Origin of the sequence: Nocardia sp. NPDC050413, assembly GCF_040655475.1 — a bacterium.
Taxonomy (GTDB): domain Bacteria; phylum Actinomycetota; class Actinomycetes; order Mycobacteriales; family Mycobacteriaceae; genus Nocardia; species Nocardia coubleae.
In genome coordinates this window covers 58,725-76,184 of record NZ_JBFAJZ010000009.1, presented here as the reverse complement: position 1 = coordinate 76,184, position 17,460 = coordinate 58,725, and the positions used below count along the sequence as shown (strand labels likewise).

Genomic DNA, 17,460 nt, shown 5'->3' with positions numbered 1-17,460 from the left:
AGTCCGCTCGGACTCACATTTCGGGGTACCGCCCACCGCAGGGGCGATGAGGTGCGACGATGGGGCGTGCCTTCGGTCCGCCGCCCCCCTGTTGTTGCCGATCTGACGTGGGTCACGGCCGGCGCGATGACCGCCAACGTCGCCGGTTACCTGCTGCAGATGCTGGCCGGTCGCTGGCTCGGTGTGGCCGGCTTCAGCGAGTTCGCGAGTCTGCTCGCGGTCCAGTTGTTGTGCGCGGTGCCCGCCTTGGCGATGCAGAACGTGGTGGCGCGCGAAGTCGTGCGCGGTGCCGGTCTGCGCGCGGTGCGGGCGATGCAGTGGCGGTGTGCCGCGCTGGTCGCGGCGGTCGCGGTGGTGCTGATCCCGGTCGTCGCGACGGTGCTGCACGTCGGCGTGCTGGCGGCGGCCGCTGCCCTCGGCGCCGCTCCCGCTCTGGTGATCCTGTCCGGTGAACAGGGAATCCTCCAGGGCGCCAACCAGTTCCGTGCCTTGGCGACGGTCCTTGCGCTGGCGGGAACCGCTCGCGTCGCACCCGCTCTGATCGCGCTCGCCCTCGGCGGGGGTTCGGCGGGCGCCCTACTCGCCGCAGCGGGTGGACTCGTCGTCGCCGCATTCGTCGCGGGCCGCATCGTCCGATCGGCAACCGCGAGCGATTCAGCAGACCTGTTGCTCGAGGGGCGGACCGCTACCGTCGAACCGCACGAGCAGGCGATCGGTGTCCTCCCGGTCTTGCGTGCCGTCCAAGTGCAGGCCGCGCTGATGGCCTTGTCCTCGGCCGACCTGATCGTCGTGCGCATCGTCCTCGACGACGCCGACGCCAGCCGCTACTCCCTCGGCACCATCGCCACCAAGATCGCCTTCTGGCTCCCGCAGGCGGTTGGTGTTGTGCTGTACCCACGCATGGCCCAGCCGACGCATTCGGCCCGCGCCATCCGCGACGCCTTGTCGGTGTTGTCGCTGATCGGCATCGTCGCGGTCATCGGTGCCGCCTTAGCCGCTCCCCTCGCACCCCTGTTCGCGGGTCAGGACTACGCGCCCATCCAGGGCATGCTGTGGATTTTCGCGCTGCACGGCGCCATGCTCGCCGTTCTGCAGGGCGCGTTGCTGTCGGCGATCGCGGTGGAACGCACCGGCCTGGCGATGGTCACCTGGGTGGGTCTGGCCGTCGAGGTCGCGTTGATGCTCGCTTTCGCCGACAGCATCGGTTCGCTCATCGGCATCGCCGTCTGCGTCGCCGCCGTCACCACGACGATCGTCGCCTTGGTCGTGTTGCGCACCGCGCGAAACGACGACGGCCCCGGTCGGTGACCGGGGCCGTCGTGAACCGCTTGCCTCAGGGGCGTTTGTTCGTGTCGATCTGTTCGGTCGGCGAATCGTAGTCACCGCGCGGGAACTGGGTGGTCGGCGCTTCGTCGCCGTCCCAGCGGGTGGCGCCGGGTTCGGCGGCGGTCGGCGCGGGCGTGGGCCGGGTGCCACGAGGGGAGGCGTGGGCCGGTGTGCTACCACCGCGCAGGCCGAGGAACAGGCCGGCCAGCAGCGCGATCACGCCGAGGATGCCGAGCACGATCGGCACGATGCGCCCGAACAGCGACAGCTTGTCGGTGTTCTCCTTGGCGATGGCCAGCTGCGATTCGACGGTCGACTCGTCGAACACGATGTGCGACTTGAGCGCGGTCACCTCGGGCTTGTCGGCCGTGCGCGCGTAGAACAGGTGGATCGATTCGCCACCCTTGACGACCGTGCCGGTCTGCGGCTCGACCCACAGGTCACGCACGTTGGTGTAGTAGCGGGTCATGGTGACCGGCGCGTCGGCGGGCACGTCGGTGACGCCCCACTTGGCGGCGGGCAGAGTGAGCCGGTTGGTCGGCGACTGCACCACGTCCCAGGTGCTGGTGACGGGCGCGATCATCTGGAACCGGTACACCTTGGTGCTGTTGATCTCGGTCTCTTCGATGAAGTTGGCGTCGAAGGACTTTCGCACGTTGATGTCGAAGTAGGGGTACGTCTTCTTCTCGGTGCCGATCGGGAAGCGGTAGCCGATGCCGGTGTGCTGCACCGGTTCCATCACGCTGCCGTCCTTGTTGACGGTGACCGCGATGGAGCCGTTGGGCTCCTCGTCGACCGGCATGCCGGTGGTGCGCGAGATGGTGACGCGGTCGATGGCCGCGGTGAGCAGGCCCGTGTCACCCTGCACATCGGTGCGGCGCAGCGTCTGACCCGCCTGCAGCGTCATCTTGTCGGCGTCGGAGGGCTCCTCGACGGTGACGAAACGTTGCGAGATCAGCGGCACGTTCTTGTCGACAACGGCCGGACCGTCACCGGAGGTCAGCGACTTGGAGTCGAGGACGAGACTGTCCTCGCCCGGCTGGTTCTCCGCGATGGTGGTGATCTCGAGGTCGAGCGGAGTCTTGGCCACCTTGCTCACGGTGTAGGTGGGGATCATGAGCGCGGCAACGAGCAATGCCGCGCCCAGACCCACGAGCACGCAGGCGACCGTCCTTCTGGTACCGGCACTCAGTGCCATGCAAACTCTCCTCGTCGTTCGAACACGGATTGAGCCGACACTAACAGCCCATGACGACGGAAGGCGGCGCTGTGCCCGCTAAATCGCCGACACGGCAGACTGGACCCCGATGACGAGCCCGCACGCCCCCGTTCCGCCGCCGCGCACCTTCATCCCCGCCCTGGAAGGAATGCGTGGGATGGCGGCGCTCGGCGTGCTCGTCACCCACGTGGCTTTCCAGACCGCGGCATCCGGAACACCGGTGGTCGGGCCGATTCTGGAGCGCTTCGACATGGCGGTCGCGGTGTTCTTCGCGCTGTCGGGTTTCCTGCTGTGGAGGCCGCACGCGGCGGCCGCGCACGGGGTGGGTGCGGCGCCGTCGACGGGGCGGTACCTGCTGCACCGTTTCGCCAGGATCATGCCCGCCTATTGGGCCGTCGTGGTGTTCGTGCTCGTGTTGCTGCCCGGCGCCGCGCAGACGGCGAACCTGCGGGTATGGGTGTCGAATCTGTTCCTGCTGCAGGTGTTCGTCCCCTTGACACTCACCGACGGCCTCACCCAGATGTGGAGCCTGTCGGTGGAGGTGGCCTTCTACCTGGTGCTTCCGTTGCTTGCGTTGGCGTTCGTCCGGCTGCGTGGTCCGTCGGCGCGGTGGCGGGTGCCCGTGCTGTGCGCACTGGCCGCGGTGAGCCTGACGTGGAACCTGTGGCCGGTGCCGACACCCGACGCCATCCACGCCGACAACTGGCTGCCCGCCTACATCCCGTGGTTCGCGGCGGGCATGCTGCTCGCCGAACTGATCTACCGCCTGCGCACCGATGCCCGCTGGCCGAAGCTGCTGGCGAATCAGCCGCTGATGTGGGGCTTCGCGCTGGTCGCGTTCCTGATCTCGGCGACGGAGTTCGGCGGACCGGCCGGTCTGGAACGTGCCGAGCCGTGGCAGTACGCGGTGAAGATGCTGCTCGGTGCGATCATCGGTTTCGGCCTGCTGGCGCCGTTGGTGCTGCGCCCGGCCGACGCGCCACCGCATCGCTGGCTGGAATCGCGTACGGCGGCGGTGCTCGGCCGGTGGTCCTACGGGGTGTTCCTGTGGCACCTGGTCGTGCTGTCCATGGTGTTCCCGGTGTTCAGCCTGTTGCCGTTCAGCGGCAGCTTCCTGTACGTCCTCGTGCTCACCACCGCGCTGACCTTGCCGCTGGCCGCCGCGAGCTACGCGCTGATCGAGGAACCCGCGCGCCGCCTGGTCCGGCGCTGGGACAAGCGGCGGGCTGTGAAAGAAACCGCCAGCGTCTGAGCCCGGCGAGGCGGCATTGCCGGGCGACATCCCGTCCGTCGCACGGTCCGTTCGGCCCGATGGAGTCGGCAGGCCACAGGTCAGCGCCGGCGTGGAAGTGCGGCGACTCCCACCGCGACAACAGCGATGACCGCGGGTGCCTGCGCCCAGATCGAGCCGCCCATATAGGTGGTGCCCGACCGCCATGTGCCGGTCGACAACGCCGCCACCGAGACCAACGTCCCGACACCGGCGACCCAGGGCAATACCCGACTCGTCACAGCGGGCCGGAAGTGACCGCACGCCACCGCGATAGCTGTGCACACCACCCCGAACGGGCCGGAGATCACCGCCACCGCACCGGTGAGTCCGAGGGCGGCAAGTGGGCGGGTACCCCATGTGGTCGGTGCGGGGCCGACGTCGGGAACCGGTCGCCGACGCGGAATGGCAAGCAGCACAAGTGGAATCAGCAGCAGTAGACCACCGAAGATCGCCAGCCGGTACCACCGGTCGTCCGGGAACGACACGGTGATCTCCCCACTCGTCCCCGCCGGAACAAGCCAGGCCTGCTGCCAACCGTCGACCACGACGGGCTTCAACAGTCGCCCGTCGGAGGTGTGTGCTTCCCAGCCGACATTGGTGCTCAACGGCAGTACCAGCAATCGTGCCTTCGTCGGATCGGCTGCCGGCGCAGAGGGGCCTTCGTGGGTCGCATCGCCGGCGGGGCTCGATTCGGAAGAATCGCTTGTCCCGCCCAGGATCGGGGCGGTCGCGAGATCGGTGCGCGGCAGCCGAATCCGGTCGACTGTGAACAGTTCCGTCGGCACGACGGTGAGGTCGGGCTTGCCGGGCAGCAACTCGATGTCGGCCGCGTCCAGTTCGCAGGGGCGTGCGGAAACCGGTGCACCCGAACGGAGTTCGTCGGCGGTCGCGGTGACGGTCGTGTGCACTGCGCGCCCGCCGATGGCGATCACCGGCCCGGCTTCGCAGCCGATGGTCACGAGCCGGTCGCCGGGGGCGCGGGCCGGGTAGTCGGGGCCGAGTACTTCCACTTCGGCGAGACCGGCCGGCTGGGTGAGGACGAAGCCGAGCGCGGTGCGGTCGAGCACCTCGTTCCACTGCTGAATGCTCACCTCCACCCGATCGGTGACGGTGGGGTGCAGCGAAATTCGTGCGGGTTCGCCGTGTTCGCGTTCGGGCAGTTCGCGCATCTGCGGACCGTTGCCGAGGTTCACCAGCACGGAGGTGGCGGTGGCGGGCAGGCCGCCGAGGGCCGTGGTGATGTCGAGCCCGGTCACCAGTGCGGGTTCCGGAAGTTCCAGCACCAGTGTGGGTTTGGCACCCGCGAGGCCACGGACGGTTGCTTCCGGCGCGGTCCAGGTGGTTCGCGGGTCGCCGTCGGTGGCGGCGAAGGCGGCGCCGCGCAGATCGGCCACATCGGCCTTGCCGCGCGCGATCGGTCTGGCCGGGTCGGTGAGCAGCGCTTCGAGAGCCGGTCCGGGGCGGGTGCGCACGGTCAGGTCGGTACTCACTCGCATCGGTTCGGGCACCGAAAGCGTCCGCCCGAAGACGCCGGGTTCCTCGGCTGGCAGACCGAGTCCCTTGCTGCAGTGCACCCGCAGCGGCCCGTCGAAACACGCTGTGCGACCGGGGAATTCCTGCCCCAGGTCCCAGCCGGTCACCGTGGTACCCGCCGGAACATCGGGGAGCACGACTCGATGCCGGATATCGACGCGGACCGGCGCCTCGCGTACCGAATAGTCGTCGAGGGTGAGTTCGCTGATCCCGAATTGCCCACCACGGGTGCCGGTTTCGGTGCGCGCGGCGGTGATCATCACCCACTCGGTGCGGCCCGCGGGCAGGGCGACGGTGACCGGCGCACCGGGTTCGGTGATCCGGGCCGACACCGTGCCGCGCGACGTGCGCACCTCTACCCACTTCACCGGATCGCCGAGCGCGGCCGCGGTCGTGGTGAACTGCAGCGAACCGCTGGTGATCGGCTTGTCCAGATCCAGCCGGAGCCACTGGCCGAGTGCGGATTCCGCGCCGTTGCTGATCCATGCGGTGCTCGGATCGCCGTCCACGGCGGCGGCGGTGGAACTGCCGGGCGCCGCGCCGCCGATCTGGGTGGCGTCGGCCGCCGAACTCGAGGTGGTCACCTTCGCACCGGACCACTGGCCACGGACGAGTTCGGTGCCGTCGACGGGATAGTCGGGGACGAGGTTGTGGGTTCGGCGGGCGTCGTCCGGAGCGCGGACGGCGGAGTTGTGGTTGTCCACCCGGCCGAAGTCCGATTCCCGGTCCATGGGTGTGTCGGTCAGCAGCACCGGTTCGGTCGGGAGTCCGGCGCGTGCGGCGTCGGCTTCGAGAAGTACTGGGCCGCTTGCCCCGTCGCGACGAACACGCTCGAGCACCTCGGGTCCGCCGCGCACGACGGGAACCGAGTCGAGCCCCACCGTGTAGGCGCCGGGGATCGAGTCTGGGGCGCCGGTGCCGCTGCGCACCTGCGTCGGCGTGCCAGGCGTCGCGTGGTCCACCCGGTAGATCTCGATGGCCGGGTACGACGGCAGCAGGTCGTTGTCGACGACCAGGCCCGCGTCGTCGGCGCGCGGTCCGATGGGCGTGCCGAATTCGGCGACCTTGGTGAGCCCCGGTGAACCCTCGATGGCCTGGTGCGCCAGCATCGGCCGGGTGGAGCGGGAGGTCTCCGGGTCGAGGTCGTTGCGCAGCACCACGATTCCGATGCCCTGGTTCGCCAGGGTGGTTGCCAGCCCGGTCGACGGTCGTCCGTCGGCGATGAGCCGCTGTACCGAGTCCATGGCGCGGATGGTGCCCGGTGGATTCAGCGGCACCGAATCGCGCACTGCCCATGGGGTACTCGCCAGCGCCTGGAGTGGTTCGTCGCGGGTGAGTCCCCAGATCTGGCTGCCGAAGGGCGCGCCGGGAACGACCAACGCGCGGGTGTCGGCGGCATTGTCGGCCAACCATCGCGCGGTGTCGGTCCAGTAGGCGGGCACCCGGTCGTAGGCGCCGCGCGGGGCGAGTCGACCGGTCCACGCCAGCGAGGTCGCGAGGGTGAGCGCGGCGAGAACCAGGGCCGCCACGGCCACGACACGATCGCGCTCCGGATGGGCGAAAGCATTGCGCCACACCGGCATCGGCACCGACGCGGGCAGTGGCACCCGGCCGAGCAGGTGCGCGAGCCCGACCACCAGCGGCAACCGGATCAGCGGCTCCAGCTTGTGCACATTGCGCAGCGGCGCACCACCGGAGTCGAGGAAGATCCGCACCGATTCCGCGAACGGCCCACCGAGCGTGCCGACATACCCGGCGCAGATCCCCGCCAATCCCACACACAGGATCAGCACGAACCGCCCGCGATACGGCATCGACGACCGCGCGAGCCCCGCCATGCCCGCCGCCGCGAGCAGCCCGGTGGCGAGCACCGCGGCGGGCTGGGTCACCAGCACGGCCCCCGCGATCCGCTCGGGCGACACGAACGGCGTCCAGCTGTCGGTGCCGCGCAACACCTCGCTCAGCGCCGCCCACTGCGTGGTCACCCCCGAGGACTCGATGTAGTCGAGGAACGGCGGACTCACCTTCCCGAGCAGCAGCAGCGGCACCACCCACCAGAACGTGGCGAGCACGAGCAACGGAATCCACGCCCGCGTGAACCGCCACCACCGCCGATTCGGCCGGTAGGAGGCCCACCACAGCGCGGCGGGCAGGAACGCCGCCACCGTCGCGACAGCATTCACCGACCCCATCAACGCGAGCGCGAGCGCACTACCAGCGGGTGAGAGGATTCCACCGCGCGTGGGCCCAGACGCAACCGACTCGCCGGTGCTCGAGCCGCGACCGGCCCGCCCCACTCGGCCACGCAGGCGACCGACTTCGCCGGACCCGGCGTTCCCGACCGTCCTCCCCACAGCGCCGGTGGCAGGCTCGATCACGCTGTCGTCCGGCGCATCTACCCTCGTTGACTTACCGCGCAGCGCCACCCCGAGCGCGGCCGGCGCGAGCAGCACCCACGGCGCCAGCATCATCGGCAGCGTCTCCGAGGAGATCGACCCGAGAGTGGTGAGCACCCGTGGCGACAACGCGAACGCGATACCCGCGATCACCCGCGACCCACGCGCCCCGATGCCGAGGGTTTCGCACAGCTTGACGATGCCCCAGAACCCGGCGAGCAGCAGCAGCGCCCACCAGACGCGCTGGGTCACCCAGGCGGGCACATGCAGCAGATGACCTGCGGAGAAGAACGCGCCGTGTGGGAAGAAGTAGCCGTAGGCCTGGTTCTGCACCTGACCCATGGGCGCCTGGCTGCTCCACAGGTGCGCGGCGCGCGCGAGGAAGCCGAGGGGGTTCTGGGCGAGGTCGTATTTGGTGTCGGCGACGGTGAGGCCGGGCGCCTGCGCGAAGGTCAGGACGAAGGCGGCTACGACCGAGCCGACGAACCAGCGCCAGCCCAGTGGCGCCTTGTTCAGGTGCCCCGAGGGGCGCGACGCACGGGCCTGCGCGTCAGCGGCTGCCGTATTCAGGAGCGTTGAGCAGCGAGGAGTCCTTGTCACCGCTGCGGTCGATCGAGGGAGCCGTGTTCTGCTGCACCGCTGCCGTGATGGCGAAGACGGCGATCGCGCTCAGCAGGGCGCCGCCGACCGCGCTGGCAACAGCCGGAACAGCAAACTTCATCGCGCACTCCAATACGTCGACGTCGGGGCCTGTCTGGTGGTCAACCTAGCAGGTGTGCGCCGGTAGGTCAGCGTTCGGGCAGTTCGCAACGCAGGGCGGCGAGCAGAGTGCGGAATTTGGCGGTGGTCTCGGCCAGTTCCTCGGCCGGATCGGAGTCGGCGACGATCCCGCCGCCCGCGCTCGCCCGCAGGACGCGCCGGTCGGCCGACAGTTCCCCGCCCCGGATGGCGACCACCCATTCACCGTCGCCGTGGCTGTCGCACCAGCCCACCGCTCCGCCGTAGAAACCGCGCCGTTCGTCGGCGGTGACGGCGTCGAGCGCGGCGGCGAAGGGGGTGCCGTTCACGGCGGGCGTCGGGTGCAGCAGCAGCGCAAGGTCGAGCGCGGTGGTCGACGGGTCACGCAACACCCCGCTGATGGGGGTGGCGAGGTGCCAGACCTGTTCGGTGCTCAGCAGTTCGGGCCGCTCGGGGATGTGCAGTTCCGCGCACACGGGCCCGAGTTGCTGCCGGATCCACTCGATGACGAATCCGTGCTCGTCGTTGTTCTTGCTGCTGGACAACAACTTACGGGCCTGCGCGGCATCGGCTGCGGCATCGGACAGGTGCGGCAACGTCCCCGCGAGCGGATGCAGGCTCACGCGGTCACCGTGGCGCGTGACCAGCACCTCGGGCGTTGCGCCGAGCAGTGTCTCCGACGCCCGGCCCGCCACCGACAGGTCGACCGCGTACACATTGGCCGTCGGATGCCTGGTGAGCAGGTACCCCGCGAGCACTTCGGGATCCAACGGCGCATCGGCTTCGACGACAACGCTGCGCGCGGCGACCACCTTGCGCAACTCGTCGGCCGGATCGGCCAGCTGTTCCACCAGCTTCCGAACACGCGCCACATGCTCTGCCGCACTGGGCGATTCGGCCACAACGCGCATCTGCGGCAACGGTGGCAGCGCGGCCGGACGCCACGGCCCGGCCGTGTGCAGAGCGGTCTCGGGCTGCCACAGCGCGGCGGGTTCGCGGGGATCGAACGGCAACGCACCGACGACCAACTCCGGCGCCCCGTCGCGCAGCGCCGCGACCGCCGCCGCCGGATCGGCGAAACTCGCGCGCACCCCCTCGGCGCGCAGCACCGCGTCCGGCCGGGCCAGCAGAAATCGGTTCATAGTGGTTCGACCATAACGCCGGGTACCCACCGCCGAACCGCGAGAGCGACGCAACTCTCAGTGCTCGGGCGGCACCAGGAACACCGGCCGGTGCCCGTGCTTGAGCACCGCCTCGGCCACACTGCTGTGCAGCAGCGCACGCAATCCGGTATTGCCCCGTGTACCTGCGACGATGATGTCCACATCGAGCTCATCGGCACAGTCGACGATGGCGTTCCAGATGGTTGTCGTGCACTCGACGGTTCGGGCCTCGGCATCGATACCGGCCTGCTTGGCCAGTTGCACACCTTCGGCATTGATCTTGCGGGCATCGGTGTAGGCGATGTCCTCGATCTCCTCGTCGGGCACCCATTCCGGTTGCATCACCCCGGCGAGCCCGGAGATGCGGGCGGCCTGGCGGACCATCGGTTCCCAGGCGGTGAGCAGAATGGCGCGTTCGGCGGAGAGGAACCGGCCCGCGTACTGCACGGCGCGCTTGGCATGTTCGGAACCGTCGTAGGCGATGAGCATCCGATCGCACGGCATGACGACCTCCTGCGCAGGGTCTTTCCCCCAGGTTACCCGGCCATTTGCCGCTTGAACCCAACCTGACGACGGCACCGGTTCCGGTCCGGGTCTACCGTGGAGTGCATGCGGAAATCGCCTGTGGTCGTGTTCGCAGTTGTCGCCGCCGTCGCCACCGCGTGTTCGGGAGGGTCGTCGACCGAGACGACCACCGCGGCGAGCAGCAGCGGTACGGCGCCGTCGTCGGAGAGCGGCGCGCCTGCCGCCACCAGTGCCGCCCAAAAGCCTTGCGGGGCCGATTATCTCGGCACTTTCTCGCAGCGCGAGAAACTCGCCCAGCTGCTCACCGTCGGCATCACCGGCGCCGACGACGCCACGAATGTGGTGACCACCGAGCAGGTCGGCGGCATCTTCGTCGGTAGCTGGACCGATCCGGGCCTGCTCGACCGCGCCCAGCTCGACGCGGTGAAGGCCCTCGCCAAGGCGCCCTTGATGGTGACCATCGACGAGGAAGGTGGGCGTGTCTCGCGCGCGTCGGCCGTGATCGGCGAGGCGCCCTCGGCCCGGGTGGTCGCCCAGACCCAGACGCCCGAACAGCACTACCAGAACACGCTCACCCGCTCGAAGGCGTTGAAGGACCTCGGCATCACGGTCGATTTCGCGCCCGACACCGATGTGAGCGCCCAGCCCGACAACAGCGTCATCGGCGACCGCTCCTACAGCGACGACCCGCAGGTGGTCACCGAATACGCCGACGCCTACATCCGCGCCTCCAACGAGGTCGGCCTCGGTTCGGTCATCAAGCATTTCCCCGGTCACGGCTCTGGTTCCGGTGATTCGCACACGGGTGCGGTGCGCACGCCCCCGTTCGACGAGCTGAAGACCAAGGACCTGATCCCGTTCCGCGATCTGGTGAACTCCGGCGCCGCCGTGATGGTCGGCCATCTCGACGTGCCCGGCCTCACCGAACCCGACACCCCGGCCAGCATCAGCCCGGCCGTGATGTCGCTGCTGCGCCAGGGCACCGGCTACGGCGCCGCGCCGTTCAACGGCCCGATCTTCACCGACGATCTGGGTGGCATGGCCGCCATCACCGACCGCATGACGATCGCCGAGGCCGTCGAGGCCGCGCTCGTCGCCGGGGCCGACAACGCGCTCTGGATCACCACCGATGCGGTGCCGCAGGTACTCGACCGCTTGGAGCTGTCGGTGTCGAGTGGCAAACTGCCCGCTGATCGAGTCGATGCGTCGGTGCTGCGGATGGCCCGCTACAAGGGTGTCGCACTGGGCTGCTGAGCGGCGTGGCGACTGTGCGGCAAATGGGCACGGGTGGAACTTACCTTACAGTAAGATGGAGTCTCACCCTGCGGTAGGAGAGTGGATGGCAGGCGGGACGAAGCGGCTTCCCCGGGCGGTTCGCGAGCAGCAGATGCTCGATGCCGCCGTCGAGGTATTCGCACGCAAAGGCTTCCACGACACATCGATGGACGCGATCGCCGCCGAGGCGAAGATCTCCAAACCCATGCTCTACCTGTATTACGGCTCCAAGGACGAGCTTTTCCGCGCGTGCATCCAGCGTGAGGGACTTCGCCTGATCGAGGCCGTCGCGCCCGCGGGCAATCCCAAGCTCAAGCCGCACGAACAGGTGCGAACGGCGCTCGAGGGCTTCCTCGATTTCGTCGACCGCAACCGGCAGTCCTGGCAGGTTCTCTACCGGCAGGCAATCGGTCAGCAAGCATTCGCCGCCGAGATCGAGAACGCCCGCGAGCGGGTCATCGAACTCACCGCGAAGCTGCTGGAGTCCAGTGCCAGACACGCCGAGCCCGGCACCAATTTCGAGGTCGTCGCCGCCGCCGTGATCGGGGCGGGGGAGGCCATCGCCGACCGCGTCGCCGGTGGCCGCATCGAGGTGGCCGAGGCGGTCGACCTGCTCGACGATCTGGCCTGGCGCGGTCTGGCGGGTCGCAAACCCGAGTAGCGGTTGCCCCGACCGCCGCGACCTGCGATCGTGCTTGTCTGGTAGTTCAGACCGACGGGGTGGCAGTGTTCGGAGTGTTGAAGCCGTGTGCGCACGGTGCGGCGAAGTACGGCATCGATCCGGACCAGTGGCAGGCGCACATGTGCGGGCTGTGTCTCGGCCTGCGCGACGGCCACGGCCAGCTGGCCCGCGCGGCGACCAATACCGACGCGATCGTGCTCAGCGTCCTCACCGAGGCACAGGCAGGCGCGAGTTCCCGGACGAACGCCGCGCCCTGCCCGTTGCGCGGCATGCGCCGGGCGTCGGTGGTCGCGGCCGACGCGCCGGGTGTGCGACTGGCCGCCACGGCGTCACTCCTGTTGGGCGCCGCCAAGATTCGTGATCACGTCGACGACGGTGACGCGGCAGCGTTCGCACGCCGCCCGATGCGCAAGATCTCCGATTCGTGGGCGACCCATGCGCGACGCCAAGCCGACGCCATCGGGCTCGACGTAGCTCCGCTGCTGACCGCGATCGCCGCACAGCCGGGACTCGAAGCGCGTGCGGCGGAAGGTTGTCTCGAAGACCTCACCGGCCCCACCCAGCTGTGCGCGGCCACCCTGTTCGGCCACACCGCCACCCTGGCCGGCCGACCGGAAAACGTTGCCGCCCTGGAGGAAATCGGCCGCCACGTCGGCCGCATCGCCCACCTCGCGGACGCGATCGAAGACCTCGAACGCGACCGCGCCCGCGGCCGCTTCAATCCCCTCGACGCGACCGGCACCGACATGCCGCGCGCCTACGAACTGGTCCGTGAGAGCGCGGCGAGTATCCGCCGGGCGGCGGTCGAGGCCGAACTCGACCAGGTGCCGACGGTGCGCTGGGCGCTGCTCGATCCGCTGGCGGCGCTCCTGCGCAGCCTGGGTCGCGGGCTCGGGCTCGTCACCGGGCACACCTGTCGCGCCTCGGCGAATCACGAGCCCTACCAATTCCCTTCCGCACCGGAGCAGAAGTCGTCCGGACCAGGCCCGCTGCAGGCGATCGGCCAGATCTGCGGCGTCTACTGCACCGGTGCGGCGTGCTGCGTCGACCACAACAGTCCTTGCGACGGCAGGCGAAAGAAGGCCTGGCGCAAGAAGTGCAAGGACTGCTGCGACGCGTGCGAGTGCTGCGGCAACTGCGGCGAGTGCGGCAAATGCTGCGGCGACGGTTGCTGCTGCGACTGCAACTGCTAGGAAAACCTCACTCGCACTTCACGATCGGGATGGGGTCGTACTTCACGGTGCGCGTGTGCCGCGAGATCTGCTGCCCCGTCTTGCGATCGGTGATCACCCGGGTGTCGGAGATGGTGAATCCGGGTGCGCCCTCGGAGGCGATGCAGTCCTTGCCCTTGGGCAGGGTGATCTCGGTCGGTTCCGTCGGCTTGGTCTTCTCGCCCGTGATCGACTCCACGTCGACGGTTTTCGTCCCCCACAGCCGCACCGTGATGTCGGACCCGGTGGCGACGGCCTGGATGAACACACCGTGTTCGGAGTTGTTGCGGAAGGCGAGGTCGATCGCGCCGTCGAACACCGTCGCCTCGCGCGCGGCGGGGTAGCGCGAGATGTAGTAGCTGTGCTCGGTGTGCCCGGCGTCTTCCATGCCCGCGAAGTAGGCGGCGTTGTACAGCGTGGTGGCGAACTGGCTGATGCCACCGCCGACCGCCGTGCTCGGCCTGCCCTTGTCGATGATCCCGGACTCGACATACCCTTCCGCGGCGGTGCGCGGACCGGTGAACCCGTTGAGCGAGAACGTATCTCCGGGTTTCACGACGGCACCGTTCACCTTGGCGGCCACGGTCCGGATGTTCACCCCGGAGGGCCCGCTGAACCCACCGGTGGTGAATTCGCCGATGGTTTCGTTGATGCCGAGCTTCTCGGCGGCCTCGGTGGTGAGCTTCGGTTCGATGCGCTGATAGACGGCCTCGAACGCCCGCTCACCCGGTTGGGTGAGCAGCGCGGGCAGCTTCTCCAGCGTCTTGGCCCAGTCGATCTTCTCGCCGACCACGGCCGGTACGACCGTCGGCTTTCCGGCGCCGACGGTGAACGTGGCGTCCTTGGGCTCGATCTCGGTGGTCACCACCTGTGGTCCGAGCAGCCCGATCACGGCATCGTTGTCGATCTGCGGGGCGAGCCCGCCGTTGCCGTCGGGTACGAAACTCAGCACGCTCGCGATCTGCTCGGGCGTCAGGGCCACCCGGGTGTCCTTGGCCGCCAACGTGATCGGCGAGGCGACAGCGGGTGTGGCGATATCGCGCAACGCAGCCTGTACCGCTTCGGTTCGCACCTCGACCGGCGCCGCGACGACGGGCAGGTCGAGCAGGCTCACCTCGGCCCAGCGCTCGGTGATGGTGCTGCGCGCGCCGTCGATGTCGAGCACCCGGCCCGGGACCGGCGGCACCGCGACGGGTGCACCGTTCTCGAAGCGAACGGTGCCTTCCACGGTGGGGTTGTCGTGGGTGCGGAACGTGCTCAGCTGCTGATCGAGCGCCGCATTGTCAACGGTGCTGGACACGGGGACGTCGCGCGTCCCGAACAGTGAGACCAATCGGCCGACCGGGTTCAGCGGCTGACCGCCGACGGCATCCCAGGTGGCGTCCCAGTCGATGCCGAGACCGGCCGCCGAGGGCACCATGCTGGCCTGCACATCGCCGATACGCACGGGCAGCGGTTGGTCGGCGCGCGGTCCGAGAACGCTGCGCAGCTTGGCGTCGGCCTCGCTCTGATCCATCCCGCCGACCTCCACGCCGGCGACGACCACGCCGCGCGGCACCTCGCCCACGTTCAGCGCTAAGTCGGCCAGGTAGGCGGCGGTGCCGACCGCGAACACGGCACCGACGGCGATCCCGATCCGCTTGACCAGCTGCTGGTCGCCCGGTGGGGTCGGCTGAGGCGCCTGTGGGCGGTGGTCACGGGCGATGGTGCTGATGGGCTGGGTGGGCAGGGCGGTGGTGTCGGCATCGAAAGTGCGATTTGCTTCGAGCAGCTTGCGTAGTCCGACCTCGCCCCGCCCTCGGTCCGCCGGTCGTCCGGCGGTCGACTCGCTGGGCACGGAGGTCCTTCCGTTTCATGGGCCCCGTTGGGTTTACCGGGTGCTCGCCAAGGGTAACGGCCCGGCGCGCACTCGGCAGCCCGGCGAAGTGGGGCAGACAACAGGAAGGCCCCGTGTAGTTGCCGGGTCGGGGGTCTGGCAACTACACGGAGCCGATCTGTTTATCGCGGCCCTCACCGGGGCGTTACAGCCGATTTTCGGTCGATTTCGACCGGGCGTGCGATGCCGCCGGGCAGCTGGGCTCGGTCGCGCGCGACAATCAGGGGTGAGACTCGCCACCAGGGACCGGACAACGAGGGAGAACTGATGCAGTTGGGAATGATCGGCCTCGGCCGGATGGGCGCCAATATCGTGCGCCGCATCGTGCGTGACGGGCACAGCGCCGTCGGGCACGAGCGCCACCAGGGCCACATCGACGAGCTGTCCGCCGAGCTCGGCGACAGCTTCCGGGGCAGCACCGACCTGAAGGAATTCGTCGGGATGCTCGACGCGCCACGGGTGGTGTGGGTGATGATTCCCGCCGGTGCCACCGGCGCCGCGATCGACGAGCTCGCCGACCTGCTCGAGCCGGGCGACACCATCATCGACGGCGGCAACAGCCGCTACCACGAGGACATCAAGCGATCGAAGGCGCTGGCTCCCAAAGGGATCCACTACCTCGATGTCGGTACCTCGGGCGGCGTCTTCGGTCTGGAACGCGGCTTCTGCCTGATGATCGGCGGCGAGGACGAACAGGTGCGCAGGCTCGAGCCGCTGTTCAAGTCGATCGCGCCCGGTGTCGATGCCGCGCCGCGCACCCCCGGCCGCACCGGTGAGCCGACCCCGTCCGAGCAGGGCTGGCTGCACTGTGGTCCGGCGGGCGCGGGTCATTTCGTGAAGATGGTGCACAACGGCATCGAGTACGGCGCGATGAGCGCCTACGCCGAGGGTCTGAACATCCTCAAGCACGCCGATATGGGCGCCGATCACGGCGGCGAGCACTCGGCCGAGGAAACCCCGCTCGAGCACCCGGAGTACTACCAGTACAAGCTCGACATCCCGGAGATCACCGAGGTGTGGCGGCGTGGCTCGGTGGTGGCCTCCTGGCTGCTCGACCTCACCGCGGGCGCGCTGTTCGCCGACCCGAACCTCGATTCCTTCAGCGGCCGGGTGTCCGATTCCGGCGAGGGTCGCTGGACCATCGACGCCGCCATCGACACCGCCGTCCCGGTTCCGGTGCTGTCGGCCGCGCTGTTCCAGCGCTTCTCCTCGCGCGGGGAGGCCGAATACGCCGACAAGATGCTCTCGGCCATGCGCAAGGCGTTCGGCGGCCACATCGAGCTGCCGAAGTAGTCGTCCGCACCCGGCCTCCCGTCATCACGGGAGGCCGGGCCCGCGTGGGGGCACAAACTTGCGGAGATTACCTGGTCACACGCGTCTTGGAGAGTAAAACGAGGATGTTCCACTAATATTGGAACGCGTTCTTGTTTTCCAGGACAACTGTCCAGTTCCACCGTTACCTTGTCGCCGGAGGGGGAGCACCACTCGATGAGGATTCGCCCCACCCGCTCAGGGTGAGGCTTTGGAGGAAATCATGGTCCGGACTTCGCGCACCGCCGCGGGAATCGCCACGACCGCGCTGGTCGTCGCCTGCGCGGGCGTAGCCCTCGGCTCCGGCGTCGCCGCCGCCGACAGCACCTGCTCGGTTCGTAGTCACGCCGAGAAGCGCGACGCGAGCACCGTCGGCGTCACCCACGTCTACGACAAGATCGCGAGCGCCGAGGAGATCGGCGTGGGCACCACGGTCACCTACAAGGTGGTCGTCGGGACCACCGGCATCGGCAACCCCTACGTCAACACCATCACCGACTTCCCACCCAGCGGCTTCGGTGCCCCCGTCAAGACCACTGTCACCGCCTATCACGCCATCGGCGGCCAGGTCACCGAGGATGTGACGCCCGAACCGAACGCGGGCGGCTGGAAGGTCACCAGCACCGGCTGGTTCGTGAACTCGGGCAACCCCGTGACCCTCACCATCACCTACCCGGTCCCGTCCTCGTTGCAGCCAGGTCAGCAGGTGACCAGCGGCGGCGTCGGCGTCGCGGGCACGGTGGGCGTGAGCAACGAAATGCCCAATCTCACGGCGTGTTTCACCGCGCGTGGCGCCAATGCGGGCGAGACGGTGATCGGCAGTCTCGGCGAGAACGGCCTCGGGTCCTCCGACGGTCAGCTGAGCTCCACCGGTTCGGCCACCGACATCCTCTCCGACGTGCTGCGCAACCTGATCGGCAGCTGATGTTCGC

At 69.0% G+C, this 17,460-nt stretch carries 13 protein-coding genes; 7 read left to right on the top strand and 6 right to left on the bottom strand.

Annotated features, from left to right (window positions below; genetic code table 11):
• Window positions 1-126: 126 nt before the first annotated feature.
• Window positions 127-1,308, top strand: coding sequence for a polysaccharide biosynthesis protein (locus tag AB0I19_RS21145; RefSeq protein WP_357150663.1), 1,182 nt, complete (start codon window positions 127-129; stop codon window positions 1,306-1,308).
• 25 nt (window positions 1,309-1,333) lie between these two features.
• On the opposite strand, the gene AB0I19_RS21140 is transcribed toward AB0I19_RS21145, so the two are convergent.
• The gene (locus AB0I19_RS21140) at window positions 1,334-2,524 is read right to left on the bottom strand and encodes a DUF3068 domain-containing protein (RefSeq protein WP_357150662.1); all 1,191 of its coding nucleotides are present in this window, start codon (window positions 2,522-2,524) and stop codon (window positions 1,334-1,336) included.
• A gap of 109 nt (window positions 2,525-2,633) precedes the next feature.
• Between AB0I19_RS21140 and AB0I19_RS21135 the strand changes: the two genes are divergently transcribed.
• Window positions 2,634-3,797, top strand: a complete 1,164-nt coding sequence (locus AB0I19_RS21135) for an acyltransferase (RefSeq protein WP_357150661.1) — start codon at window positions 2,634-2,636, stop codon at window positions 3,795-3,797.
• Between the two features lie 80 nt (window positions 3,798-3,877).
• Here AB0I19_RS21135 and AB0I19_RS21130 read toward each other — a convergent pair whose 3' ends face one another.
• From AB0I19_RS21130 to AB0I19_RS21115, 4 genes are all read right to left on the bottom strand, one after another.
• On the bottom strand, window positions 3,878-8,263 hold the full coding sequence (locus AB0I19_RS21130; RefSeq protein ID WP_357150780.1) for an alpha-(1->3)-arabinofuranosyltransferase: 4,386 nt from the start codon (window positions 8,261-8,263) through the stop codon (window positions 3,878-3,880).
• A 34-nt stretch (window positions 8,264-8,297) separates the two neighbouring features.
• Window positions 8,298-8,468, bottom strand: a complete 171-nt coding sequence (locus tag AB0I19_RS21125) for a DUF2613 domain-containing protein (RefSeq protein WP_022566695.1) — start codon at window positions 8,466-8,468, stop codon at window positions 8,298-8,300.
• Window positions 8,469-8,535: 67 nt separating this feature from the next.
• Window positions 8,536-9,627: a chorismate-binding protein gene (locus AB0I19_RS21120; protein ID WP_357150660.1), complete on the bottom strand. Its 1,092-nt coding sequence runs from the start codon at window positions 9,625-9,627 to the stop codon at window positions 8,536-8,538.
• 57 nt (window positions 9,628-9,684) lie between these two features.
• Window positions 9,685-10,152, bottom strand: coding sequence for a universal stress protein (locus AB0I19_RS21115; RefSeq protein WP_067497170.1), 468 nt, complete (start codon window positions 10,150-10,152; stop codon window positions 9,685-9,687).
• A gap of 105 nt (window positions 10,153-10,257) precedes the next feature.
• Here AB0I19_RS21115 and AB0I19_RS21110 point away from each other — a divergent pair, with 105 nt between their 5' ends.
• From AB0I19_RS21110 to AB0I19_RS21100, 3 genes are all read left to right on the top strand, one after another.
• On the top strand, window positions 10,258-11,427 hold the full coding sequence (locus AB0I19_RS21110; RefSeq protein WP_357150659.1) for a glycoside hydrolase family 3 N-terminal domain-containing protein: 1,170 nt from the start codon (window positions 10,258-10,260) through the stop codon (window positions 11,425-11,427).
• 85 nt (window positions 11,428-11,512) lie between these two features.
• Window positions 11,513-12,109 carry a TetR/AcrR family transcriptional regulator gene (locus AB0I19_RS21105; RefSeq protein ID WP_067497168.1) on the top strand — a complete coding sequence of 199 codons (597 nt, stop codon included), beginning with the start codon at window positions 11,513-11,515 and terminating at the stop codon, window positions 12,107-12,109.
• Between the two features lie 65 nt (window positions 12,110-12,174).
• Window positions 12,175-13,323 carry a DUF5685 family protein gene (locus AB0I19_RS21100; protein WP_357150658.1) on the top strand — a complete coding sequence of 383 codons (1,149 nt, stop codon included), beginning with the start codon at window positions 12,175-12,177 and terminating at the stop codon, window positions 13,321-13,323.
• 7 nt (window positions 13,324-13,330) lie between these two features.
• Here AB0I19_RS21100 and AB0I19_RS21095 read toward each other — a convergent pair whose 3' ends face one another.
• Window positions 13,331-15,178, bottom strand: a complete 1,848-nt coding sequence (locus tag AB0I19_RS21095) for a VanW family protein (protein WP_357150657.1) — start codon at window positions 15,176-15,178, stop codon at window positions 13,331-13,333.
• Window positions 15,179-15,484: 306 nt separating this feature from the next.
• On the opposite strand from AB0I19_RS21095, the gene gnd reads away from it, so the two are divergent.
• Together gnd and AB0I19_RS21085 are read left to right on the top strand one after the other, a co-directional pair.
• Window positions 15,485-16,510, top strand: a complete 1,026-nt coding sequence (gene gnd / locus AB0I19_RS21090) for a phosphogluconate dehydrogenase (NAD(+)-dependent, decarboxylating) (RefSeq protein WP_067497162.1) — start codon at window positions 15,485-15,487, stop codon at window positions 16,508-16,510.
• Between the two features lie 241 nt (window positions 16,511-16,751).
• Window positions 16,752-17,453: a hypothetical protein gene (locus AB0I19_RS21085; RefSeq protein WP_357150656.1), complete on the top strand. Its 702-nt coding sequence runs from the start codon at window positions 16,752-16,754 to the stop codon at window positions 17,451-17,453.
• The last annotated feature ends 7 nt before the right edge of the window (window positions 17,454-17,460 follow it).

Bases quoted from the DNA above. Each gene is read 5' to 3' on its own strand.
- gnd (WP_067497162.1), top strand. From the start codon at position 15,485: ATGCAGTTGGGAATGATCGGCCTCGGCCGGATGGGCGCCAATATCGTG.
- AB0I19_RS21135 (WP_357150661.1), top strand. From the start codon at position 2,634: ATGACGAGCCCGCACGCCCCCGTTCCGCCGCCGCGCACCTTCATCCCC.
- AB0I19_RS21105 (WP_067497168.1), top strand. From the start codon at position 11,513: ATGGCAGGCGGGACGAAGCGGCTTCCCCGGGCGGTTCGCGAGCAGCAG.
- AB0I19_RS21110 (WP_357150659.1), top strand. From the start codon at position 10,258: ATGCGGAAATCGCCTGTGGTCGTGTTCGCAGTTGTCGCCGCCGTCGCC.
- AB0I19_RS21145 (WP_357150663.1), top strand. From the start codon at position 127: ATGACCGCCAACGTCGCCGGTTACCTGCTGCAGATGCTGGCCGGTCGC.
- AB0I19_RS21140 (WP_357150662.1), bottom strand. From the start codon at position 2,524: ATGGCACTGAGTGCCGGTACCAGAAGGACGGTCGCCTGCGTGCTCGTG.
- AB0I19_RS21115 (WP_067497170.1), bottom strand. From the start codon at position 10,152: ATGCCGTGCGATCGGATGCTCATCGCCTACGACGGTTCCGAACATGCC.
- AB0I19_RS21085 (WP_357150656.1), top strand. From the start codon at position 16,752: ATGGTCCGGACTTCGCGCACCGCCGCGGGAATCGCCACGACCGCGCTG.
- AB0I19_RS21120 (WP_357150660.1), bottom strand. From the start codon at position 9,627: ATGAACCGATTTCTGCTGGCCCGGCCGGACGCGGTGCTGCGCGCCGAG.
- AB0I19_RS21125 (WP_022566695.1), bottom strand. From the start codon at position 8,468: ATGAAGTTTGCTGTTCCGGCTGTTGCCAGCGCGGTCGGCGGCGCCCTG.